A 24,136-nucleotide genomic window follows, 5' to 3' on the forward strand; every position below is an offset into this window, starting at 1 on the left:
TTAAGATAAAGTAATTTTAGCATAAACAAAGGGTAATGGATTAGTTGCAATTAATGCTTAAAATAATAATACGGTTAGTCAATTATGTTTGAGGAATTACTGGGGAAAAAAAATACAATTTTAATTGGTATCGATATCGGTTCGTATTCAGTTAAAGCGGTATTAATGGAGCGTCATGGCTCGCAATACAAGCTATTGCAGTGCGCACGTGAACTTATGCCAAAAGGCATAATGAATGATAAAGAAATTCAAGATATTGAAGCCGTTGGCAAGGTTATTCAAAGACTTAGAAAACGCCTACCTAAACAATATAAGCAAGTGTCTGTCGCGGTTTCAGGGTCAACGGTGATTACTAAAACGATTTTTATGGATGCGAGTTTTAATGATGATGAGTTAGCGACTCAAATTGAAATTGAAGCAGACAGTTTAATTCCTTATCCAATTGAAGAAGTCAATTTAGATTTCGAACGTTTAGGTATAAACCAAGCCGACAAAAGCAAAGTAAATGTACTATTAAGTGCGGCAAGAACCGAAAGTGTCGAAGCCCGGGTTTCTGCTATTGAACTCGGTGGGTTAACCGCTAAAGTAATGGACGTAGAATCGTACGCACTGGCAAGAGCCGCTAAACTCTGCATGCATCAGTTACCTAGCGATGCTAATAAAAAATTAGTAGCTGTTGTAGATATTGGTGCGCATATGACCTTAATGAGTGTAATTCGGGGCGAAGATGTTATCTATACCCGTGATCAATCATTTGGTGGTGATATGTACACAAAAAATATTGTTAATTATTACAACAAATCTTATGAAGAAGCAGAACTTGCAAAACTAACTGCTGATTTACCCCCAAGTTATACCTTTGAAGTACTAGCGCCTTTTCAAACGGCCATCATTCAACAAATCAGACGGGCCATTCAAATGTTCACTACTTCTACTTCGGAAGATAAAGTGGACTACTTGCTACTATCAGGCGGAACAGCATTAGTTGAAGGCTTGGCGGAAGTGATAACGGAAGAATTAGGTATTCATTGTGTTATAGCCTCACCTTTTATGCAAATGAATCAAGGAGAGACATTAACGGCAGAAAATAATCAGCATAACTCTGAATACTTGATTGCATCTGGTTTGGCAATGCGGAGTTTTAATTCATGCCACATATAAATTTATTACCTTGGCGAGAGCAAGATAAACAACGCAAACAAAAAATTTATATCACTATTTTAACCCTAGTTGCGATTTTAGCCTTTTCAGTCATGCTGCTTATTAATACTTATTACAATAGTTTAATCTCTAACCAGCAAACTCGAAACCAATATTTAAACAATGAGATTGCGGTATTAGACTCTAAAATTAAAGAAATTAAAGAGCTTAAAACAAAACGTAAAAACTTAGAACAACGAATGGAGCTGATTGCTGACTTGCAGAGAAACCGTAATTTAGGCGCACAAATTATGGATGAACTGGTTAAAGTTGTACCAGCGGGTATCTATTTGGTGAGCTTAGAAAAAAAAGGTCGTCAAGTGACAATTCAAGGTAAAAGCGAATCAAATAACCGAGTTTCTACGATGATGCGAAATATAGAAGCTTCTTATTTATTAGAGCGTCCGGTTTTAAACGCGATTGTATCAGCGCAATCGAATGAAGCACTTAATATTTTAAGTGATTTTACGATGTCGTTTGATGTTCAATCTGCCGGACTCGAACGTGAGCAAGAAGGTCAGCAATAATGGACTGGAAGAACTTTGATCTTAAAGATTTAAATGAGCTAGAACTTGATTTAAATGACATGGGCAGCTGGCCTAAACCCGCTAAAGTTTTTGTTTGTATTTTACTCGCTATCGTTGTATTCATTTTGAGCTATCAACTTATGATTAGTGACAAAATTGAAAGCTATGAAAATATTACAAAAAAAGAAAACGAACTTAAGCTGCAATTTCAAGCTAAATATCATGTTGCTATAAATTCAGATGCTTACAAAGCACAGATGGTACAAATGGAGCAAAATTTTTCAGATTTGCTTAAACGTTTACCAACAGAAACAGAAACCCCAGGTTTGCTAGATGACATCACCTATGTTGGCACAACCAGCGGGTTAACGTTTAAAAAGATTAATTGGGAAGCAGAGATAGAAAGAGAATTTTATACTGAACTCCCATTAACCTTGCAAGTTGTGGGTGGCTACCATGAGTTTGGTCAGTTTTTAGGACGAGTTGCCGCCTTACCCCGAATTGTTACTTTGCATGACTTTTCAATTAAAAATCAGGGCGATGAACTGGTTCTAGATTTATTAGCTAAAACTTATCGTTACAAGGAGGCTGACAACAAATGAAATATTTAGCCTTACTTAGTTGCTTAGTTTTGGGGGCATGTGGGAGTGATATTAGTGATTTACAGACTTATACTGACGAAGTTAAAGCCAATGCAAAAACGAGTATTGAGCCTATGCCAACCGTTAAAAAGTACCAAAGCTTTGAATATTCAGTAAACGGTTTACGTAGCCCATTTGTAAAACCTAAACCTGAATTAATAGATGATGCAACCAGCCAAACCTTGGGATGCTTGCAGCCAAACTTTAACCGTCAAAAAGAAGCGCTTGAAAAATATCCATTAGAAACGATAAAAATGCGGGGCACATTGGGAGAAGCAGGGCGCTATTTTGCATTAGCTTCAGTAGCCGATGGGGCTTTATATAGAGTTAAAGTGGGTAATTATATGGGGCTGTTTCATGGACAAATCCAAAAAATCACGTCGGATAAAGTGATATTACAAGAAATGATCCCAGATGGTACCGGATGCTGGGAAACCCGAACCGCACAAATTTCAATTTTTGCTCAGGATTCAGAGTCAGGAAGTCAGAATAATGAATAATAATATTATTGCCAATCATAAAGCGTTTCAGCTCATTATTTTTAGTTTATTTTGCTTATTAAGTTTTACTATACAAGCGAATACAACCAGCCAGCCCGTTCTGTACGAAATTAAATATAACCCAAGTATGCCGGACGAAACAGAAATTGATTTTGTATTTGATAAAAAGCTGGGCCAAAAGCCAAAAATTAAAGTGGTAAATGATCCGGCGCGTATTGAAATTACCATTGATAATGCAAGTTTTGAAAGCTACTTAGCTAAAACACCCGTTAATCAAGCTGGTGTGCAAAATATTATCGCTCAAGAAACACAATCAGGTATTCGATTACAGTTAATGCTTGATTCATTAAAACTGTATCAAACTCGATTAGAGGGCAATCATTTTTATGTACATATTGCCAATGAATCTGGTTTAACTTCAACTAAAAACGCTGAAGCTCAAACCTATGTGAATACAATAGATGCACTCGATTTTCGTTACTCAGATAACAAAGGCGGACGAGTATTAGCCTTTATGAAAAACAGCATTGCAGCCATTGATGTCGCCAAGCAAAAAAATAAAATTATTGTGGTCTTTCATAATACAGACATTGTCGATGAGCTGATTTACAAAATGGATGTAACTGACTTTGGTTCAGTGGTTCAGCATATTGAAACATTTCAAGACGAGAATAATACTCGGTTTGAAATCAGCATGAATGATGAATTTACTTACAAGTATCAGCAATTGGATTCTATTTTTAGCTTAGATATTGCTAAACAGGACGATGTTAAAAATAAAGCGGCAGATAAAAAGTATCAAGGTGATGCTATTTCACTTAACTTTCAGGATATTGAAGTGCGAACCGTACTGCAAATTATTGCCGACTATAATAATTTTAATTTAGTCACCAGTGATTCAGTTTCAGGCAACGTAACATTGCGTTTAGATGGTGTGCCTTGGGATCAAGCGTTAGACATTATCTTAAAAGTAAAAGGGTTAGATAAACGCATGGAAGGCTCTATTTTATTGGTCGCGCCCAGCGAAGAAATTGCAGCCCGTGAAGCCAAAGAGCTAGAAGCAAAAAAACAAGTGGCTGAATTATCGCCTTTATACTCAGAGTTTGTGCAAATTAACTATGCTAAGGCTGGTGAAATAGCGGCGATGCTTAAAAGCCAAGAAGCTAAAATGATCTCTGAGCGAGGCTCTGTCTCTGTTGATGCACGTACCAATACATTATTAATAAGAGATACGATAGATAGTATTGAGAATGTCAAAAAATTAGTCCAAGTATTAGATATTGCAGTTAAGCAAGTTACTATTGAATCTAGAATCGTGACAGTAAATGATAATTTAAGCGAAGAGTTAGGGATTCGCTGGGGCTTTAGCGATCAGCAAGGTAGCGATGGTATTTCTGGTTCATTAGATGGTGCTGCAACGATAGGATCCGGGGTGATTCCACCCATCAACCAACGGATGAATGTTAACTTGCCGGTTTCAAATGCCGCGGGCAGTATTGGTTTAAGCATAGCAAAACTCAGTGATGGTACTATATTAGATTTAGAGTTAACCGCGCTTGAATCTGAAAACAAAGGTGAAATTATAGCTAGCCCGCGAATCACAACGGCAAATCAAAAAACCGCTTATATTGAGCAAGGCACTGAAATTCCGTTTGTACAAGCTGCTTCAAGTGGTGCAACTGCCGTGACATTTAAAAAAGCGGTCTTGAGCCTGCAAGTAACACCGCAAATTACCCCAGACAATAAAATTATATTAGATTTAGTGATTACCCAAGATACGCGCGGCGATACAGTGTCAACTTCGACGGGTTCAGCCGTTGCAATAGATACCCAAGAAATAGGCACTCAAGTTTTAGTCAATAATGGCGAAACGATAGTGCTGGGTGGCATTTATCAGCAACAAACAGTGAGTGCCGAATCTAAAGTTCCTTTATTAGGTGATATTCCGTATCTTGGACGCTTATTCAAAAAGTCGCGCGAATTTAATGAAAAAAAGGAACTGTTAATTTTCGTGACACCCAGAATTGCGACAGAAAAACTTTAAAAATTGTGTAATTTGAGTAGAATCTCGCGCGTTAACTGAGTGGTATTCTGATTAGGCTTAATATGATTATCACAAAAATAACAAGATATTCAGGTTTATGACCCCCAAATTTAGGTTTTTTCAGCTTAATGACTTCATTTTTGGTCGCTAAGCTTGCTTTTAGTTACCAAATCTTGGGATAATCGCGGCTCTTTTCAGGATACTGGATTTTCGGAGCAACTTAACTTAATAGATGTGTAAAAACTAAAATGGCCGAGAAACGTAATATATTCCTCATAGGCCCGATGGGGGCCGGTAAAAGTACCATAGGTAGACAATTAGCCAATGAACTTCACCTTGAATTCTTTGACTCTGACGCGGAAATTGAAAAACGCACAGGCGCTGATATCGCTTGGGTATTTGACGTTGAAGGGGAAGAAGGTTTTAGAACTCGTGAAGAGAAGGTTATTTTTGATTTAACCGAAAAACAAGGCATAGTGCTGGCAACAGGCGGTGGTTCTGTGATTAGTAAAGAAACAAGAAATCGACTTTCTGCTCGAGGTTTTGTGGTTTACTTAGAAACGACCATCGAAAAGCAAGTAGCTAGAACTGCGCGTGATAAACGTCGACCTTTACTACAAAATGGTGAGCCGCAAGAAATTTTAGAAAATCTTGCTGAAAGTCGAAATCCACTATACGAAGAAATTGCTGATTTGGTTGTTAAAACGGATAACCAAAGTGCAAAAGTAGTTTCTCGTGAAATTATTGATCGTTTAGGTTTTTAAATTAGTCGTTTAAATATATGAGCAATACAGAAATTCAAGTCAGCTTAGCTGAACGAAGCTACCCCATTATTATTGGTCGTGGATTAATTCAGCAAGCGCAGCAGTTTGAAAAAGTGATTAAAGGCAGTAAAGTTGTTGTTATTACTAATACAACGGTTGCTCCTCTATATTTAGAACAATTGACGCAAAGCTTATCAAAATTTGATGTTTTAACGTATCAGCTACCAGATGGCGAGCAATATAAATCACTTGAATATTTTGAAAAAATAAATAGTTTTTTGCTAGAGCACAACTGTGCTCGAGATGTCACCTTAATTGCTTTAGGTGGCGGTGTTGTGGGTGATTTAGTCGGCTTTGTTGCCGCTTGTTATCAGCGTGGTGTTGATTTTATTCAAGTACCAACGACATTATTATCTCAAGTTGATTCGTCAGTTGGTGGTAAAACTGCAGTGAATCATCCTTTAGGTAAAAACATGATCGGCGCTTTTAAACAGCCCGAAGCCGTTTTTATCGATATTGATTCATTATCTAGCTTACCTGCCCGTGAGTTTGCTGCTGGTATGGCCGAAGTGCTCAAATATGGTATTGTTTTTGAGCGTGAGTTTTGGCAAAGTTTAATTGAAGCTAAAACCCAGATTTTAGCTCTTGAGCCTGCTCAACTTGTCCGGGTTATTAAGCGTTGTTGTGAAATTAAAGCAGAGATAGTTGCTGCTGATGAAACGGAGCGAGGCGCTCGTGCACTGTTAAATTTAGGTCATACTTTTGGCCATGCGATTGAAGCTGAAATGGGGTATGGCGTATGGTTGCACGGTGAAGCCGTAGCCACAGGCATGGTGTTAGCAACTCGGTTGGCTCATATCCGAGGTTATATCAATCAGCAAGACTTTGATGAAGTGGTGACCACCATTGAAAGCTATAACTTGCCGATTCATAAACCAAGCTCAATGACATTAGACGACTTTGTTAAACACATGAAGCGTGATAAAAAAGTTCAAGCTAATGTGATGCGTTTTATTGTGCCAACAAAAATTGGACATTGTGAAATCATGAGTGATGTTACCGAAGCTGAGCTCAATTCAGTTTTAGTTTAATCATTTAGTCGTCAGACTAAGTGATTTGCTTATCACTAACTTAAGGCGTTGTGAGATGAGGCCAAAAAACTGGGATCGTCTGCTATACAATTTGTCTTTTTCCAATGCGGTTGTTTTATATACAGACATCCAAGAACCTCTAATTCGTTACTTAAGTGATATTCAAGATGAATACCACTTAAGTTACATTCCTAGTTTGAAAGACCTCACCGACAAAGCGCTGCTCACAACGGTTTTTAAACAACTAACGGATAGCTCTTCAGTTATAATCGACAAACCTTTAAAGTACCTACTAGATGAACAAGATCAAAACGATAACTGCTATACAGTCGCGGTTAAAGGTTTGCCAACTGAGCCTGTTATTAATCAATTGTTAGATTGCATGCAATATTTTGCAGGTCGGTTTAACGTGATTTTTGAAATAACGCCCGTTCAAGCAAGTTTATTTAGTCAAAACTATCCAAGTCAAGTGGTCAGCTTAATTGGTCCTGATTCTGCCGAGCAAGCTCATTCATCGCCTTTAGAGCATTCCGTAAATCCAGCCGAAGAAGCGCGCAATTCAACCAAAAAATCATACTTGATTTGGTTAAGCTTAACTATGCTGTGCTTATTATTTACATTAGGCATATGGTGGTTTTTATCTCAAAACGATATTGATTCAAACTTAAAACCTAATGTTAATTTAGCTGAACCTGAAAATTTAGGCCAAACAGAAAGCACAAAATTTGAGATCGAGCCGTTAGCAAAACCGAAATCGGAAGTATTGACTGAGCCACAAGTAGCTAAATCTACAAAAGAGCTTGATTTAGTTGAGCAAGCCATTTTACAAAAAGATATGACAGCGGCTGAATACTTTGCTGCTAAAAAGAAAAATCAGCAGGCGGAAATAACAGATAAAACAAAAAGTAACCTAGCAGAGCAAGCACCTCAGCCCGAATCGTTAATTGAAGCTAAAAAATATGATCAGCAAGTTGATATCGGACAACAGCCAGTAAAAAAACCAGAAACGGCTGAAACAGATCTTAAAATGGATAATAAACCAGCGATAACACAACAAAATGAGCAGCAAGCTGAGCCTAACCTCGGTTATTATGATAACCTATGGTATCAACAGCAAAACCCTAAACAATACGTTATTCAGCTCACCTTGGTTAGCTCTGAATCCGTTTTGGATGAGTTTTTAGCGTCACCTGACATTCAAACGTTAGCTGAACCAGCCAAGCTAAAAGTTTATGAGAGTGAACAAAGGTTTGGAGTGACTTATGGCATTTATCCAACTCACCAAACGGCATTAGCTGCCATAAATACGTTACCGGGTTCAATTAAAAACGCTGGCGCTTTTGCAAAACCCGTTGCTGCAATTGCTCAGTTAATAGCGAAAAAGAAATAATTTTGAAAAAAACACGAGCATTTTTAAAATGGGCTGGCGGTAAATACTCGCTAGTAGAATCAATAGTTGAACTCTTACCTAAACGCAGCAAAACATTAGTTGAGCCGTTTGTAGGAGCGGGCTCTGTGTTTTTAAATAGTAATTTCGAACGTTATATTTTAAATGATATTAATCCTGATTTGATTGCACTGTATCAACATTTAAAAGCAACACCTGAAGCTTTTATTCAAGATTGTAAGCTTATGTACCAAAGTAAATACAATCAAGAAGATGCGTATTATCAGATTCGAGCTGAATTTAATCAGGAAAAAGATACCTACCGACGCTCTATTTTATTTACCTACTTAAACCGTCACGGTTATAACGGTCTTTGTCGTTATAATAATTCAGGGTTTTATAATGTGCCTTTTGGGCGTTATGTGAAGCCTTACTTTCCAGAACATGAAATGTATTACTTTGCTAAGAAATCTCAAAAAGCTGAGTTCACCTTAGTGGATTTTGAAACTTGCATGCGTAGCGCGCCAAAGGGCAGTGCTATATATTGCGATCCCCCTTATATTAGCTTGAGTGAAACTGCTAATTTTACTCAGTATGCAAAATCAGGTTTTAATATCCATGATCAAAAGCGATTAGCCGACACAGCTCAGCAGTTATCACACGAAGGGAAGAATACTGTGCTCATTAGCAATCATGATACGCCGATTGTTCGTAATTTATACTTACCTGCAAAAATTAAAACACAAAATGTATCACGAGTAATTAGTCAAAACGCAGGCACCCGTCAGGCCGTAAAAGAAGTTTTAGCTTTGTATAAAGTAAAGAGAATAAAGCAACCTATTATCACAGGCTAGGCCGGTTTCATCACTTAAGTCGCTAAGCTAATTGCTAACTTTACGACTGCGATGAGCAATAATATAAATATAGCAACTAAAACAATACCGTTAATCAAAAAGCCAAACGCTGACTTTTGCTTAAAATCAGCCTCTCTGTTTTTCTGACTTTGTACCCCCATTAGCGCCGCAATACTGGATAACAGGTATTCAAGCCATCTTAACGTTTTACTCATATTAACTATCCGTAACTAAAGTCATATTTTAGTATAGACAAAACTTAGCTCAGTGAAGGGGTTTGCTAAATATGAGTGCTATATAACTTCAACTCGGTTTAATGAATATGTTTTAAACGGCCTTTTTCACGCGGACTGCGTTAAATTCCCTAATATACCACCCCAGGGACGGGGAGAAGTAGAGCGGTGTCGGAACCAAAGCCGAGACTAGCTACTGAGGCGTGAATTTGCCTTGTCCACGCAAAAAAATTTCGTTAGAAACCATGCAAAGCGATAAGGTTAAGTCATTTAATTAGTTAGAATACACCTTAATCTGAGTTGAGGTTATATATTATTTTAAGTGATGTATCACAGGCATAAAAAAGCCCGCAATCGCGGGCTAAATATGCTTAACTTTGTTGTTGGTATATTCGAATCAACTTATAAGTCGAAATCAACCGCATAAGAAACATAAGCTTCTAAGTTTTGGCCATCGCGGTCTGATTCAATTATACCAAAAGTGAAACCGTCTTTAGATAGAGATGCACCAATATCAACACCTTCAACTGCGAAGTCACCATCGTATGAACCAATGTGGAATGCAGCTTCTAAACCTGGTGCAACTTCAACTGCATAATCAGCAGAAACATAAGTTGAATCACCAAAATCGAAATCACCAGCTTCTTCATTAGCTAATACTGCTAAGCCTAAAGTTAACGCACCAAAGGTAACGCTACCGTATATTTCACCAAAATCTAACTCTTGACCTGGATTAGCGTAGTTATAATAAACATAACCTACATCGTATGAAACGCTGTCAGTTTCACCTGAAAAACCTAAATAAAGGTCAGTTTCTGTGTCGTTAGCAAGGTTAGATACCCAAGTACCTGCATAAAAACCAGATTCAGCAGCATAATCAATACCGCCAGAAACAGCAGCAGCGTCAGCTGTTTGAGTCATACCACGCCAGAAGTAGTTTGAAGTAACTGCAGCATTTGCAGATAGACCGTCAACCGCCATTGCTGAAGTTGAAGACATTGCTGATACTGCACCTAAAATTGAAGCGACAATTAATGTTTTTTTCATGCTAGTTCTCCCAATTGGATTTTTTTAATTCAAAACTAAATGTGCTGCAAAGGTAATTGCAACCCCTGTGCCTATTTTTTCATTTCCTTAAAAAAAACTTTAAAGTCTTTGATTTAAAAGCTTTTTAAGGTTTTTATTGAACTGCGCTGATGCGTTATAGCACTTAAATTATAAAATCACTACTGATTTTGTTCTAAAATGGTGCAATCAGTAATAAGCCATGTTTTGTTTTAGTGCGACGCGGTATAATTGTTAATTAATTGCACCTTTTTAAGCCTTAGAGATTTTATTTTGTCATTTGCGCCATAGCCAAGCTTGTGTAAAATAGCTTTTAATTGTTATTAATCTTCTTAATAGGTTGGATATGAATCCTTATTTAATTGCGCCTTCTATTTTGGCCGCTGATTTAGCTCGTTTAGGTGAAGAAGTAGAAAATGTCGTTGCAGCTGGGGCTGATATTATTCATTTTGATGTAATGGATAATCACTATGTACCTAATTTAACTTTTGGTCCTGCGGTTTTAGATGCGCTGGTAAAATATGGCGTTAAAGCTGACTTTGACGTGCACTTAATGGTTGAACCTGTTGATGACTTAATTAATCAATTTGCAGATGCAGGAGCAAACTATATCAGTTTTCATCCAGAGGCGAGTCGCCATGTAGATCGCTCAATTAATTTAATTAAAGATCGCGGTATTAAAGCAGGCTTAGTATTAAACCCAGCAACGCCTTTATCGGTGTTAGATTATGTGCTGCCTCAATTAGACCATGTATTATTTATGTCGGTAAACCCTGGTTTTGGTGGGCAGTCATTTATTCCTTACACGTTAGATAAAATTAGACAGCTTAGAGCTCGTATTAATGAATTAGGCTTAAATACCCGAATTGAAGTCGACGGTGGCGTAAAAACGAATAATATAGCAGAAGTCGCTGAAGCGGGGGCAGATATGTTTGTTGCTGGTACCGCTATTTTTGGTGCAGACAGCTATAAAACCGCAATTGATGAAATGCGAGCTGAGTTAGCTAAAGCCAGATAGCCAGATAATTAAAGGCGAGCGACAGGCTAAAAACACTTGGATAATTCAAAAGTATTTTTAGCCTGCTAAATCCTAAATCCTAAATCCTAAATCCTAAATCCTAAATCCTAAATTATCCCAACATAGGCTTTAAAAACTTAGCAGTGTGAGATCTTTTCTCATTGCATAAATCTTCTGGGGTACCACTAAATAAAATCTCGCCGCCTCCGTGACCCCCTTCAGGACCTAAATCAACAATCCAATCGGCTGTTTTTACCACATCTAGATTATGCTCAATAATAACCACAGTATTACCGTGATCCCTAAGCCGGTGCAATACAGCTAACAGTTGCTCAATGTCGTAAAAGTGCAAACCAGTAGTGGGTTCATCTAATATATATAGAGTTTGGCCTGTATCTCGCTTTGAAAGTTCTCGGGCTAACTTTACCCGCTGTGCTTCACCACCCGATAGGGTGGTCGCCGCTTGACCTAATCGAATATAACTTAACCCAACGTCCATTAAGGTTTGTAATTTGCGTGCAATTGCTGGCACAGCACCAAAAAACTCACGAGCATCTTCTACTGTCATATCTAAGGTTTCGTGAATGTTTTTTTGCTTATACTTTATTTCTAATGTTTCGCGGTTATAGCGTTGGCCTTTACAAACATCACAAGGCACATAAACATCCGGCAAAAAGTGCATTTCAACTTTAATAACGCCATCACCTTGGCAAGCCTCACAGCGACCGCCTTTCACATTAAAACTAAAACGGCCTGGCTTGTAGCCTCGAGATCTTGCTTCTTGAGTCGCGGCAAATAACTCACGAATAGGCGTAAAAATACCGGTATAAGTGGCTGGGTTTGATCTGGGTGTGCGGCCAATTGGGCTTTGGTCAATATCAACTACTTTATCTAAATGGTCTAAGCCCGCAATACTTGAATAAGGCGCTGGTTTGTTCGTACTAGCTTTATTTAGTTGGGTTTGAGCCAAGCTAAATAAGGTATCATTGATTAGCGTGGATTTACCTGACCCAGAGACCCCTGTAATGCAAGTCATTAAGCCAATCGGAATATTTAAATCTACATTTTTTAGATTGTTACCAGATGCGCCTTTTAGCTCAATCCATTTATCTTGATGTGGGTTTCGCTCGGCCGGAATATTAATTTGTTTTTTACCTGATAGGTATTTACCGGTAAGTGAGTCGTTACTTTTTAGTATGTCGTCGATAGAACCCTGCGCAACAATCTGACCACCATGCACACCAGCTCCAGGGCCAATATCTAAAATATGATCAGCGCTGCGAATCGCATCTTCATCGTGCTCAACGACAATCACTGTATTACCTAAATCACGTAAATGAGTTAAGGTTTTCAATAAGCGTTCATTGTCTCTTTGATGTAAACCAATTGAGGGCTCATCTAATACATACATTACCCCAACTAAGCCCGCACCAATTTGGCTTGCCAGACGAATGCGCTGCGCCTCACCGCCAGAGAGCGTATCTGCACTGCGTGATAAATTTAAATAATTAAGCCCAACGTTAACTAAAAAACCGAGTCTATCGTTGATTTCTTTTAAAATCTTATCGGCAATTTGCGCTTTTTGGCCGGTTAAATTCAACTCAGTAAAAAAGCTTTGGCAGGCTTCAATAGAAAGCTCAGTAATATGTGGCAAGTTAGCATCATTGATAAATACATTTCTAGGGCCTTCACGCAAGCGCGCCCCATGACAGCTTGGGCATGCTTGATTGTTTAAATATTTAGCCATCTCTTCTCTAACTGAATTAGATTCAGTTTCGCGATAACGGCGTTCCATATTGGTAATAATGCCCTCAAAAGGATGGTGACGACTAATAATATCGCCTCTGTCATTCATGTAATTAAACTCAAGCTCTTGTTTGCCTGTGCCATATAAAATAACTTGCTGAGCGTTTTCGTCTAAATTTTGCCAAGGTGCTGTTAAATCAAATTGATAATGCTCGGCTAGTGTTTTCAACATTTGAAAATAATAAAAACTACGTTTGTCCCAACCTTTGATCGCGCCACCAGCCAAACTAAGCTCAGGGTTAGAAATAACTCTGTGTGGATCGAAAAATTGTTTGACCCCTAAACCATCACAAGTAGGACAAGCCCCCGCAGGATTATTAAATGAGAATATTCTAGGCTCTATTTCAGCCATGCTGTAACCACATTGGGTACATGAAAAATTGGCTGAGAATACTAATTCTTCTTGCTGCGCATCATCCATCCAAGCTAATGTAGCAATACCATTTGCCAGCTCTAGTGCGGTTTCAAACGACTCAGCTAAACGAGTTTGCAAATCGTCACGCACTTTAAAACGATCAACCACTACATCTATATTATGCTTTTTATGAAGCTCAAGTGTTGGGGGATCGCTCAAGTCACAAATTTCACCGTTTACTCTAGCTCTAATAAAGCCTTGAGCTGCGAGGTTTTCAAAGGTTTTAATATGTTCACCTTTACGTCCTCTAACGATCGGCGCCAGTAACATGAGCTTTGAACCAGCAGGTAATGCCATTACCTGATCAACCATTTGACTAATGGTTTGAGCTGCTAAAGCTTGTTTATGAATCGGACAACGAGGCTCACCAACACGGGCAAATAATAGCCTTAAATAATCATAAACTTCGGTGATAGTCCCAACAGTCGATCTTGGGTTGTGAGAAGTCGATTTTTGCTCAATTGAAATAGCCGGAGATAAACCTTCAATATGATCAACATCTGGTTTTTCCATCAATGACAAAAATTGTCGAGCATAAGCAGAGAGTGATTCGACATATCGCCTTTGACCTTCAGCATACAAAGTATCAAATGCTAGGGATGATTTGCCTGAGCCTGACAAACCCGTGATTACGATTAATTTTTCACGTGGTAAAGTGCAGCTTATGTTTTTTAAATTATGGGTACGAGCCCCTCTAACTTCTATTTTATCCATATCAATCCCAAGAAAAGTGAATGCTGAGTGACGAACTAAATCGTCTCTTATTCTGAGCTTTTTTAAGCTATTTTACAAAAAAAACTGGTTAATTATACCGTTCAAATACGTATCGCGTGATATACTCGATCACCTAATTTTATTGTTAACTCACTTGCTTTAGTATGTCGAACGGATTAACACAACACGAAAAAAAAATAGCCGCTATTTTAGCCAGCGTTTTTAGCTTAAGAATGCTTGGGCTTTTTATGATTATGCCGGTTGTTGCTATTTATGGGCAAAAATTAGAAGGCTTTTCACCCGTTTGGATAGGGATTATTATTGGTGCTTATGGGTTAACCCAAGCGGTATTACAAATTCCTATGGGGTTGCTGTCTGATAAAATTGGCAGGCGACCTGTTATTTTAATGGGCTTAGTGTTATTTGCGGTTGGTAGTTTAGTGGCCGCTTTTGCTGATCATGTTTTTTGGGTTGCGGTAGGACGATTTTTACAAGGGACAGGGGCAATTGCCAGTGCTATTTTAGCGTTAGCTGCCGATTTAACGCGTGAAGACCAACGCTCAAAAGTGATGGCCATTATTGGCATGTGCATAGGTTTATCATTTGCAGCAGCAATGGTTTTGGGTCCCTTGTTAGCTGAACGACTTGGATTAGGTGGGATTTTTGCTTTTACTGCAGGGTTAGCAGTAGTTGGCATTATAGTCGTTGCAGCCTTTGTGCCTAACTCTGTGAGTAAAACATCAAACCGAGATGCGATTCCAATCCCGGCACAAATTAAGCAATTAGTTCGCCACCCTCAACTGCAAAAACTCAATATTGGCGTATTCTTTTTGCATATGCAGCTCACTACTTTGTTTGTAGTTGTTCCTGGGTTATTAGTTAAAGCTGGCTTTCACTCACAAAGTCACTGGATGCTGTATTTTCCAGCCCTGTTACTCTCTTTTATTCTGTTGGCGCCTATGATGATGTGGTCAATGAAAAAGAACAAAGAAGTGGGCATGTTTCAAATCTCAATTGTTTTATTAGCGGTTGCGATGTTACTGATATATAGTTTCTCACAATCTGGCACTGGATTACTTATTGCATTAATTGTATTTTTTGTTGCTTTTAATTATCTTGAAGCAAACTTACCTGCTTGGGTTAGTCGGCTGGCACCTGCCGGGCAAAAAGGGTCTGCAATGGGGGCGTTTTCAACTTGCCAGTTTGCCGGCGCATTTAGTGGCGGTTTACTTGGTGGTATACTCATGCAAAACTTTGGGCAAGTTGGTGTATTATTAGGGGCAGCGAGTTTAGCGCTACCTTGGTGGTTAGTGAGCCGTACATTAGTTTTACCACAAAAAACCAAACCTAAAATTTTAGCGGTAGTGGTGAATAACCATGCCGATGCGCAGCAAATGGCGCAGCAACTTGCCGACATTACAGGCGTACAAGAAGCGGTTGTAATTGTTGAAGAGCAATTAGCCTATTTAAAAATATTACCCGCAGAGTTAGATGCCAAAGCGTTAGCGATTTGGCATAATCAACATGCAAAACAAATTTAGGAGAAGATAATGGCATCGCGTGGCGTAAATAAAGTCATTTTAGTTGGTAACTTAGGGCAAGATCCTGACATTCGTTACATGCCAAATGGCAATGCAGTTGCAAATTTAACCTTAGCGACATCTGAAAGTTGGAAAGATCGCAACACAGGTCAGCTGCAAGAAAAAACCGAATGGCATCGAATTGTTATTTTTGGCAAATTAGCCGAAATTGCTGGTGAATACTTACGTAAGGGTTCGCAAGCTTATTTTGAAGGGAAATTGCAAACCCGAAAATGGCAAGATCAGCAAGGTCAAGACAGATACACAACTGAAGTTGTGGTCGATATGAATGGCGTAATGCAAATGCTAGATCGCCGTTCTGATAATCAAGGTGGTAGTTATAACCAAAGTGCACCAGCAAACCAAGGTTATCAACAGCCAGCTGCTCAGCCACAATATAATCAAGCGCCACAGCAAGGCCAAGGTCAGCAGGGTGGTTATAATCAAGCACCACAGCAACCTCAACAAAGTGGTTATCAGCAGCAAGCCCAGAATCGACCGGCGCCAGCAGCTCCGCAAAATAAACCAGCCCCACAAGCTGCGCCACCAGCAGAGCCTAACTTAGATTTCGATGACGATATTCCATTTTAGACAAAAAGCAAAATGTTGAAAAAAATTTAGAAAGCCGCTATTAAGCGGCTTTTTTATTCTCTATTGAATTTTTAGTCTAACTAAATTTTAATCTAGGTCACATAAAAGCTTTATTTAGTATTTTTGTTTTTATTGCACAGCTATAATTAACTTCTACTCATATTTTATGGAATTAATGCAATGAAATTGAATAATAGTTTGTCTCAAATTGCTCTTCTGAGTGCTGCTTTGTTTGGTTTATCTGCTTGTGAAGATAAACCAAAAACGGCTGGTGAAAAGCTAGATAGCATGATTGAATCAACTAAAGAGTCAGCAAAAGAAGCTTCTGAGAAAACCAAAGAAATGGTTGAAGACGCATCATCTAAAACGAAAGACTGGGCAGAAGAAGCATCTGATAAAACTGGGGAGTGGACCCGAAAAACATCAGATAAAGCTAAAGAATGGGCTTCTGACGCGTCAGATAAAACAAAAGAAATGACAAAAGAAGCTTGTGAAAAAGCGAATGAAAAATTAGAAACTAAGATGGATTGTTAAACGCAGAATAAAAAAAACCGCCTTTAACACAAAAAGGCGGCTACACGGGAGATACAACAAGGAACACACTTTAAACTAACAAGTTAATTCATTCTAACTAACTTGTATATTTATAGAGTGGTGCTGTGCTGATAAGTTCAGTCTTTTTTGAAAAAATTAAATTATTTTAAATATCGGGGTAGTTCGGACGCTTGCCTGTTATGTATAAATAGCTCGGCCATTACAGGGTTTAAATAAAATTCGCAGGTTGAGCTATCGAAATATCCGTAAACAAAGAGGTTTAATTTAATTGCTTTATGGCTTATCTATACTATTTACACCTCTTCCTTACCTAGGGTCTGTTGACCTTTTGGGTACAATTTTGCAGCAGTTTGTTTGGTATTTATACAAGGCATAGCGATTGACGTGTAGTGGGCTACATAAATGAGCTATAAAGACTTTATGCTCCTGCAAAGTCACCTTACCCCACATCCATGTGGGGCAACACAGTAGAAATGCTAAACAAGCGCTGCCCTTCGGGTTCGTCCTAAACGCTTTTTGCTCTTTGTTGCCTGCATGGATGCAGGTACTTAGCGTGAGCAGGATGCGGTAGCTGTGCTCGATATTGACATAGAATAACTATGCTACATATCTCGCGTCGCGATCAAAAAGCGTTTAGTTAGAACAAAATTTGTACTCCAAACGTCAACAGACCCTAGCGCTAGCGACAAATTATAAATTAATGATGCATTTTAAATATTGCATTGTTATTTATAATAGATTATTTTGAACGCTGTTTTTTATTTTGTAGAATTATAAGATGGCCAGACGTAGTGATCATACCCGAGAAGAATTAAGACAGCTTATTATTGATGCTTTAGTCGCTCATTTGCAGGATCAGCCTTATCAAACGCTCAGTATTCGTCAGTTATCAAAGCAGGTAGGTTATGTTCCTAGCTCTATATTAAATGTATTTGGGAGCTATCAGCTTTGTTGGTTAGAGGTATGTGCTGGGGTATTAGATGATTTATATCAAGTATCAGCACAAGCATTATCGAATGTAAGTGAGCAGGCTGAAAATGCAGCTGAGCAGAAAATTTTAGCGGTGGCGTTAGCTTATTATTTTTATGCCAGCAATAAACCTTACTTTTGGAAATTAGTATTTGATTTGCGCTTAGCGCAGGGGCAAGCAATGCCCGATTGGCAAAGCCAGAGAATTGAACAATTATTTTTGTTATTGCAATCAGCGCTAGCGGAGTTAAAACCTACAGCCAGTCAAAATGAATTAGCGGATACCAGCCGAGCATTATGGGCATCTGTTCATGGTATTACGCAACTCGCACTAGAAGATAAGTTGTTTTCAAAAGGGGCATCTGGTGAGCAGTTACTTGAGCAACTTTTAAATCACTTTTTAGCCAGTTGGAAAAATCATTAAAAGGAATTATTTATGAGCAATAAATTATTCGGCTTACTAAAACAGCGCTCTTTTTTACCCTATTTTTGCACTCAAGCTTTGGGCGCAATGAATGATAATGTTTATAAAAACAGCTTACTGTTAATTGTCGCTTTTATTGCGCCACAAGCTTTACCGGTTAGTTCAGATTTAATTATTAATTTGGCGGCAGCCCTATTTATTTTGCCATTTTTTCTGTTTTCAGCTCACGCTGGTTTATTAGCAGACAAGCTAGAAAAGTCGCAACTTATTCGTCGAGTCAAGTTATTAGAAGTGGTTATCATGAGCATTGCAGCTTGGGCCATCGTTTCACAATCTATTTTGGTCATGCTGTTATTGCTATTTTTAATGGGGGTTCAATCTGCTTATTTTGGCCCAGTTAAATATGCGCTTTTACCACAACATTTAAAACCAGCTCAATTATTACAAGGCAATGCTTTAGTGGAGTTAGGTACCTTTTTAGCTATTTTATTGGGGACTTTGCTTGCTGGGGTATTAATTGGTCAGTCTAATGGTGCTTTGTATGCGGCGATTGTAGTGGTGAGTTTAGCCATTTTTGGTTTTATTGCGGCTTGTTTTATTCCAAAAGCAACAGCATCAAATCCAAATATCCAAGTTAAATTTAACCCCTATAAACAATCTTGTCGGATCATTAAATTAGCTAAGCAAAATAGGGCGGTGTTTTTATCTATTTTAGGCATTAGTTGGTTTTGGTTTTTAGGTGCTACCTATCTAACTCAGTTTCCAAACTTTGCCAAAATCTATTTAGCAGCCGAGCCTGAAGTGGTATCTGTTTTACTCGCGATATTTTCCATTGGTATAGGTTTAGGGTCTATCTTGTGTAGTAAATTATCTGGTTCACATATTGAACTGGGTTTGGTGCCAATTGGTTCAATAGGGCTTACTTTATTTGGCGGACATTTATTTTTTGCAGTGCCTGAATTAAGTGTAGATACGGTACAAAGCTTTAGTGTGTTTATGCAAAATAGCCAAAATTGGGCTGTGATGATAGACCTAACTTTAATTGGAGTATTTGGTGGCTTATATATAGTACCACTGTATGCCATGGTACAAAGCCGTACAGACGAAAGTAAACGCGCACAAATTATTGCAGCCAATAATATTTTAAATGCGTTATTTATGGTGGTCAGTGCTATTTTTGCGATCATTTGTTTAAGTGTTTTAGAGCTAAGTATTCCGCAATTGTTTGCCATTTTGGCCGTTATTAATGCTGCAGTGGCTATCTACATTTATTACCAAGTACCAGAGTTTACCTTGCGTTTGATGATTTGGTTATTAAGCCATAGCTTGTATCGAGTTAAAAGTTCAGGGCAGCAAGCGATACCAGCTTCAGGGGGCGTGTTGTTAGCTGCCAACCATGTGAGTTATGTTGATGCGCTGATTTTAGCAGGGGCGTGCCGTCGGCCTATTCGTTTTGTCATGGATAAACGTATAAGTGACATGCCGTTGTTAAAATACTTTTTTAAACACGCAAGAGTTATCCCTATTTGCCCGCCACGATATAATAGAGCAACTTACGATACTGCGTTTGAGTTGATTCATCAGGCATTACAAAATGATGAAGTTGTTTGTATTTTTCCAGAAGGTAGATTGACACCTGATGGTAAGCTCAGTCCGTTTAAAAAAGGCATTGAGCGAATTTTAGCAAGTGATCCTGTGCCTGTTATTCCGGTAGCATTGAAGGGGTTGTGGGGATCATTTTTTAGCCATAAAGGCGGTCATGCACTCACTAAGTTGCCATCTCGTTTTTGGTCGAAAGTTGAAGTTGAAATACTTGAACCTATACCTGCAGTCGAAGTAACTGCTGCACATTTACAACAGAAAATTCAAAACTTGCTGGTCGATCCGCCTTCTGACAAACTAAACTCATAAATGTTTTAGTATATAAAAGGATAGATAAATGCGCATGATCCGAAGTTATTTTAGGCTGACTATATTTGCGATTGCTTTATTGTTTGGTGTTCAGATCCCCGGATTTATCCAGCAATATACTTTAGTTTCAGAAGCAAGGCTCGCTGAAGCGGAGCAAAACTTATCAGGATTTCAGTCAACAGCAGATCAGTTTTTTGGAGGGAGCTTAGAAAAACTAATCGTCTATTACCAACAGAACCCTGATAAAGTTATGAATGCCGATGGGCGCAATATAGATGCAATTTATCAAAGAGTTCATTTGCTAACGCAAGAGCAGCAAGCATTGCACCAACCTGCTTATAAAGTGGTATGGCATTTGGCTTTTAATGCCAACCCCGAAATTCTTAAGCAAGCCCAAACAAATTATAGTTATGTTGTACCACTCAATGTAAATGCGGTGGCGTGGGGCGTTACCGCGGCAATTATATTTGCGGCGCTGTTTGATATATTGAGTTTATTGATAATTGCTTGCTGTGTGCGTACCACACGCCGTGTGTTTAAATCTAAACCAATAGCGAATAAAGCATGATTAAAGCAATTTTTATTGCACAGCAACACAAACAAGTATTGTCCAGTGTGAGGACAGCAACTTGCAGCGCAGGGTTAGGTATTTGGGGCGACCGAAATTTTGGTAAAACTAAGTGGCCGGGCCAAAATATTACCTTGATTGAAGCAGAAGCAATTGAGCAATTTAATCAAGATTATCAACAGAATATTGGTTGGCATTCTACCAGACGAAATTTAGTTACGATGGGTATATCGTTAAATCATTTAGTCGGAAAGCGATTTAAAGTCGGCGAAGTAGAGTTATTAGGGGTTGAGCTGTGTGAACCTTGTCAATTATTAGCTAAATTATTGGCAAATGAAACAGTTAGCCGTGCTCAAGTAATGTCCGGGTTTGAATTTTCAGGCGGCTTGCGTGCCCAAATATTAACCGATGGTAACATTAAAGTAGGGGATCGTTTTCAATCGCTATGCCTTGAATAAATACCCAACAAACGGCTGCAAAAATGAACACGAAAGGTCATCAAATCTTAGTCTGCAAGGTAGTATTCGATAGTAGAAACCACTCTGATATTTTTAATGTGTGGATTGTTTTTATCGCGAGCGCTGATACTAAACCGCCCCTGTGAAGCTCGCTTAATTTTACCTAACTCACTGTTAGAGTCGTTCGCAAATTTCATTGCGACAGCACGCGCATTTTCAGTCGCTTGTTCGATCATTTCTGGTTTAATATCATTTAAGCGGTTAAAAATATACTCAGTTCTGGACTGATAGCCATTACCTGTCATAACAATACCTTGTTTACCTAACTCAGACATGCGTGGCATCAGTGTTCTAACGGCATTAATTTTATCTGAATAAACAGTGACTGTTTGAGTGGCAGTATAACGATATGGATTGTTGTTATTACCATAGTTTTGGGCTGATTTATCAACAATAGCAGGCGGTGAGACACTAATTTCACTCTCTTTTAAGCCGTTTAATAATAAAAAGGCTCTAATTTTTTGTGTACTATTATCTGCTTTTTCATATAGCTTGGCTAAATCATTGTCGGCCAGCATAAATTGAATCGGCCAAATTACAATATCGGCAGGTAATTCTTGTTCGGCAAGCCCTTTTACGGTAACGCTACGCTCATATTGTTTAATTTGCAGAGCCGCATTTGAAACAAGCGCCCCCAAACCGATTAAGCCAATCATAATGCCTAACGCTAAAACCCAAGCCGACGAACGAAAATACTTTTGCATACCCGATCCTTGCAATTAATAGTTATTTTTTAGTTTTAATTTATCTTTAATCTTAATTACTAGTTTAGTCTTTAAGATAACCAAATAATTCAGTAATTTGTTCTTTTGTGAGCTGGTTCATTTTTGCAATGTTTTGCTCTGGAATACCATCAACATCGGGATGGCTTTCGACCGCTTTATCGAGCGAGCTTTCACGCAAAATATGTAAAATAGGATAAGGCGCTTTATTGGTTAGGTTTTCTGGATCTTGCTCAGTCGTTCCCGCAAATTGATAATGCGGATGAAAGCTAGCAATTTGAAATACACCTTGCCAATTATATTGCTCAATGAGCGCATCGGCTAAATTTAAAAAGTCGTTATAGTCGAAAAAGTCCTGCAGGTGATTCGTTACAACTAATACACTCGTTTCGGTTGTTTCTATTGGGGTATTTTCTAATAGCTTAAATTGTTGCAGTAAATCTTGCAGTAAGGTGTCATCGTCACTTGCGGTGCTTATTGCTATTTTAACTTGTTTTTGTTTGTAGGGACGTTTGGCAAAAGGGCAAAGATTTAACCCTATTACGACTTGTTCTAACCAAGTTTTTATTTGCTGAGTCACTAGCACTGAATTGTTTGTTTGCATAATAGGTTTATATCTTAAAGTGAGAAATGCTATTGTATGGCAAAATAAATAACCACGCGAGATTAGCGTAGAGAAAGAGGATAAATATTATGGTCATGACAGCCTCCACTATGATGGACTTGGGCACTCAGGCACCCGATTTTTCGCTAAAAAATACCGAAGGCGGTACCACTCAATTAGCAGATTTTAAACAAGCCAAGGCACTGGTTGTTTTGTTTATATGTAATCACTGTCCTTATGTGATTCATATTGCACCTAAATTAGCAGAGTTAGCAAAAGCTTACCAAGCTAAAGGGGTCGAGTTTGTTGCCATTAATAGTAATGATACACAAACTTATCCTGCCGATAGTTTTGAAAATATGGTGCAAGAAAAACAAAAACAGGGTTATCCATTCGCTTATTTAATTGATGACACGCAAGCCGTAGCGAAAGCTTATAACGCGGCTTGTACGCCCGATATATTTGTCTTTGATCAAAATCAAGCCTTGGCTTACCGCGGTCAATTTGATGCCAGTCGACCTTTTAGGATTTCTTCTGGTAATTATGATTCAAGTAAAAATCCAGCCACAGGTGAAGATTTAGCTCACGCATTAGATTGCATTTTAGCTGAGAAGCTAATTGCTAGCGAACAATTGGCTTCTATCGGCTGTAATATAAAGTGGAAGCCAGGCAATGAGCCAGCATAATAGGCTAGTTTTTATTATGAACCTTTCATTCGTTTAGTTGTTAGGTTGGGTATTTTTGACTAAAAATACCCAATTTTTAAACCCAATTATTTTATCTGCCCACTGAATGGTTAAGCCAGTTTGTTGAATATAAGTTTTAATTAACTCAGCCTCTGCTGGTGTGTCTGGAATAAAGTTAATGTAAGCAAAGCCATTCGGCGTCAGTCGGTTTTTTAATGCAATAAAATATTGAGCGTTAATAAAACTTAATAATGAACAGCCCGATTTAAATAAATCAGTAATAATTAAATGATATTTTTTTTGATCTGACAAAATAAAATGTTCAGCCGATTGATGAATAGTATTTATATTGCTCTTTTGTGGATTAAAATAAGTTTTAAATAATTCAATTACTGCAGCACTTTGTTCAACCACTGTTATTTGGCTGCAGGGCTTTTGCTGGTTGAAATATCGAGCATTGCTTGCACCACCTAAACCAAACTCTAAAATGTTGGCATTATCTGGTAACTCATCAACAAAGCCTTTTAATGGTTGCTGGTGGGGTAAGGTAAGTTGGCTGGGTTCGGCTTTATTCATAATAGACTGCACAGTGTCATTCATTAACAACCAAATATAGTATTGGTTCTCGCAAACCTGCCATTTGACTTCAGCTTCATTGATGAAGTTTAGTAACTGGCTATTTTGTAATGACGTTTTAAGATCGACAAGCACTCAATTTACCGTTAATCTGCTAATTATATAAAACATAT

24 protein-coding genes are annotated in these 24,136 nt (G+C 38.3%); 18 read left to right on the forward strand and 6 right to left on the reverse strand.

Annotation, left to right across the window (positions count from 1 at the left end):
• Positions 1-84 precede the first annotated feature (84 nt).
• From OLW01_RS00095 to OLW01_RS00135, 9 genes are all read left to right on the forward strand, one after another.
• Entirely contained in the window at positions 85-1,161 is a 1,077-nt protein-coding gene (locus OLW01_RS00095) for a pilus assembly protein PilM (RefSeq protein WP_268074561.1), read from the forward strand.
• Positions 1,149-1,727: a PilN domain-containing protein gene (locus OLW01_RS00100; RefSeq protein WP_268074562.1), complete on the forward strand. Its 579-nt coding sequence runs from the start codon at positions 1,149-1,151 to the stop codon at positions 1,725-1,727. Before OLW01_RS00095 ends, OLW01_RS00100 begins: the two co-directional genes overlap by 13 nt.
• Positions 1,727-2,329 (forward strand): type IV pilus inner membrane component PilO, encoded by a 603-nt coding sequence (locus tag OLW01_RS00105; protein WP_268074563.1) that lies wholly within the window; start codon positions 1,727-1,729, stop codon positions 2,327-2,329. Before OLW01_RS00100 ends, OLW01_RS00105 begins: the two co-directional genes overlap by 1 nt.
• Positions 2,326-2,868: a pilus assembly protein PilP gene (locus OLW01_RS00110; protein WP_268074564.1), complete on the forward strand. Its 543-nt coding sequence runs from the start codon at positions 2,326-2,328 to the stop codon at positions 2,866-2,868. The genes OLW01_RS00105 and OLW01_RS00110 overlap by 4 nt, the downstream gene beginning before the upstream one ends.
• Entirely contained in the window at positions 2,861-4,912 is a 2,052-nt protein-coding gene (locus OLW01_RS00115; protein ID WP_268074565.1) for a type IV pilus secretin PilQ, read from the forward strand. The genes OLW01_RS00110 and OLW01_RS00115 overlap by 8 nt, the downstream gene beginning before the upstream one ends.
• Before the next feature lie 248 nt (positions 4,913-5,160).
• Positions 5,161-5,676 (forward strand): shikimate kinase AroK, encoded by a 516-nt coding sequence (aroK, locus tag OLW01_RS00120; RefSeq protein WP_268074566.1) that lies wholly within the window; start codon positions 5,161-5,163, stop codon positions 5,674-5,676.
• 17 nt (positions 5,677-5,693) lie between these two features.
• Entirely contained in the window at positions 5,694-6,767 is a 1,074-nt protein-coding gene (gene aroB, locus OLW01_RS00125) for a 3-dehydroquinate synthase (protein ID WP_268074567.1), read from the forward strand.
• A 55-nt stretch (positions 6,768-6,822) separates the two neighbouring features.
• Positions 6,823-8,157 (forward strand): SPOR domain-containing protein, encoded by a 1,335-nt coding sequence (locus tag OLW01_RS00130; RefSeq protein WP_268074568.1) that lies wholly within the window; start codon positions 6,823-6,825, stop codon positions 8,155-8,157.
• The gene (locus OLW01_RS00135) at positions 8,157-9,008 is read left to right on the forward strand and encodes a Dam family site-specific DNA-(adenine-N6)-methyltransferase (RefSeq protein WP_268076243.1); all 852 of its coding nucleotides are present in this window, start codon (positions 8,157-8,159) and stop codon (positions 9,006-9,008) included. Before OLW01_RS00130 ends, OLW01_RS00135 begins: the two co-directional genes overlap by 1 nt.
• Before the next feature lie 14 nt (positions 9,009-9,022).
• On the opposite strand, the gene OLW01_RS00140 is transcribed toward OLW01_RS00135, so the two are convergent.
• Both OLW01_RS00140 and OLW01_RS00145 read right to left on the reverse strand, forming a co-directional pair.
• Positions 9,023-9,223 carry a DUF2970 domain-containing protein gene (locus OLW01_RS00140; protein ID WP_268074569.1) on the reverse strand — a complete coding sequence of 67 codons (201 nt, stop codon included), beginning with the start codon at positions 9,221-9,223 and terminating at the stop codon, positions 9,023-9,025.
• Positions 9,224-9,643: 420 nt separating this feature from the next.
• On the reverse strand, positions 9,644-10,288 hold the full coding sequence (locus tag OLW01_RS00145) for a TorF family putative porin (RefSeq protein WP_268074570.1): 645 nt from the start codon (positions 10,286-10,288) through the stop codon (positions 9,644-9,646).
• A 364-nt stretch (positions 10,289-10,652) separates the two neighbouring features.
• On the opposite strand from OLW01_RS00145, the gene rpe reads away from it, so the two are divergent.
• The gene (gene rpe / locus OLW01_RS00150; RefSeq protein WP_268074571.1) at positions 10,653-11,324 is read left to right on the forward strand and encodes a ribulose-phosphate 3-epimerase; all 672 of its coding nucleotides are present in this window, start codon (positions 10,653-10,655) and stop codon (positions 11,322-11,324) included.
• Between the two features lie 112 nt (positions 11,325-11,436).
• Here rpe and uvrA read toward each other — a convergent pair whose 3' ends face one another.
• A complete protein-coding gene (gene uvrA, locus OLW01_RS00155; protein WP_268074572.1) occupies positions 11,437-14,259 on the reverse strand; it encodes an excinuclease ABC subunit UvrA in 2,823 nt (940 codons plus the stop codon).
• 164 nt (positions 14,260-14,423) lie between these two features.
• On the opposite strand from uvrA, the gene OLW01_RS00160 reads away from it, so the two are divergent.
• The 7 genes from OLW01_RS00160 to OLW01_RS00190 all read left to right on the forward strand — a co-directional run bounded on the left by OLW01_RS00160 (position 14,424) and on the right by OLW01_RS00190 (position 21,315).
• Positions 14,424-15,800, forward strand: coding sequence for an MFS transporter (locus tag OLW01_RS00160; protein ID WP_268074573.1), 1,377 nt, complete (start codon positions 14,424-14,426; stop codon positions 15,798-15,800).
• A gap of 9 nt (positions 15,801-15,809) precedes the next feature.
• On the forward strand, positions 15,810-16,430 hold the full coding sequence (gene ssb, locus OLW01_RS00165; protein ID WP_268074574.1) for a single-stranded DNA-binding protein: 621 nt from the start codon (positions 15,810-15,812) through the stop codon (positions 16,428-16,430).
• A gap of 180 nt (positions 16,431-16,610) precedes the next feature.
• Positions 16,611-16,964, forward strand: coding sequence for a hypothetical protein (locus OLW01_RS00170; protein WP_268074575.1), 354 nt, complete (start codon positions 16,611-16,613; stop codon positions 16,962-16,964).
• A 799-nt stretch (positions 16,965-17,763) separates the two neighbouring features.
• The gene (locus OLW01_RS00175) at positions 17,764-18,378 is read left to right on the forward strand and encodes a TetR/AcrR family transcriptional regulator (protein WP_268074576.1); all 615 of its coding nucleotides are present in this window, start codon (positions 17,764-17,766) and stop codon (positions 18,376-18,378) included.
• A 12-nt stretch (positions 18,379-18,390) separates the two neighbouring features.
• Positions 18,391-20,289: an MFS transporter gene (locus OLW01_RS00180; protein WP_268074577.1), complete on the forward strand. Its 1,899-nt coding sequence runs from the start codon at positions 18,391-18,393 to the stop codon at positions 20,287-20,289.
• A gap of 28 nt (positions 20,290-20,317) precedes the next feature.
• Positions 20,318-20,857 (forward strand): DUF2937 family protein, encoded by a 540-nt coding sequence (locus OLW01_RS00185; protein WP_268074578.1) that lies wholly within the window; start codon positions 20,318-20,320, stop codon positions 20,855-20,857.
• On the forward strand, positions 20,854-21,315 hold the full coding sequence (locus OLW01_RS00190; RefSeq protein ID WP_268074579.1) for an MOSC domain-containing protein: 462 nt from the start codon (positions 20,854-20,856) through the stop codon (positions 21,313-21,315). Before OLW01_RS00185 ends, OLW01_RS00190 begins: the two co-directional genes overlap by 4 nt.
• 47 nt (positions 21,316-21,362) lie before the next feature.
• On the opposite strand, the gene OLW01_RS00195 is transcribed toward OLW01_RS00190, so the two are convergent.
• Entirely contained in the window at positions 21,363-22,079 is a 717-nt protein-coding gene (locus tag OLW01_RS00195) for an SIMPL domain-containing protein (RefSeq protein WP_268074580.1), read from the reverse strand.
• Positions 22,080-22,143: 64 nt separating this feature from the next.
• On the reverse strand, positions 22,144-22,701 hold the full coding sequence (locus tag OLW01_RS00200; protein ID WP_268074581.1) for a DUF1415 domain-containing protein: 558 nt from the start codon (positions 22,699-22,701) through the stop codon (positions 22,144-22,146).
• Positions 22,702-22,790: 89 nt separating this feature from the next.
• On the opposite strand from OLW01_RS00200, the gene OLW01_RS00205 reads away from it, so the two are divergent.
• The gene (locus OLW01_RS00205; protein ID WP_268074582.1) at positions 22,791-23,387 is read left to right on the forward strand and encodes a thioredoxin family protein; all 597 of its coding nucleotides are present in this window, start codon (positions 22,791-22,793) and stop codon (positions 23,385-23,387) included.
• A gap of 33 nt (positions 23,388-23,420) precedes the next feature.
• On the opposite strand, the gene OLW01_RS00210 is transcribed toward OLW01_RS00205, so the two are convergent.
• Positions 23,421-24,098 carry a spermidine synthase gene (locus OLW01_RS00210; RefSeq protein ID WP_268074583.1) on the reverse strand — a complete coding sequence of 226 codons (678 nt, stop codon included), beginning with the start codon at positions 24,096-24,098 and terminating at the stop codon, positions 23,421-23,423.
• Positions 24,099-24,136: the final 38 nt, after the last annotated feature.

This window comes from Catenovulum adriaticum (assembly GCF_026725475.1).
GTDB classification, from domain to species: Bacteria; Pseudomonadota; Gammaproteobacteria; order Enterobacterales; family Alteromonadaceae; genus Catenovulum; species Catenovulum adriaticum.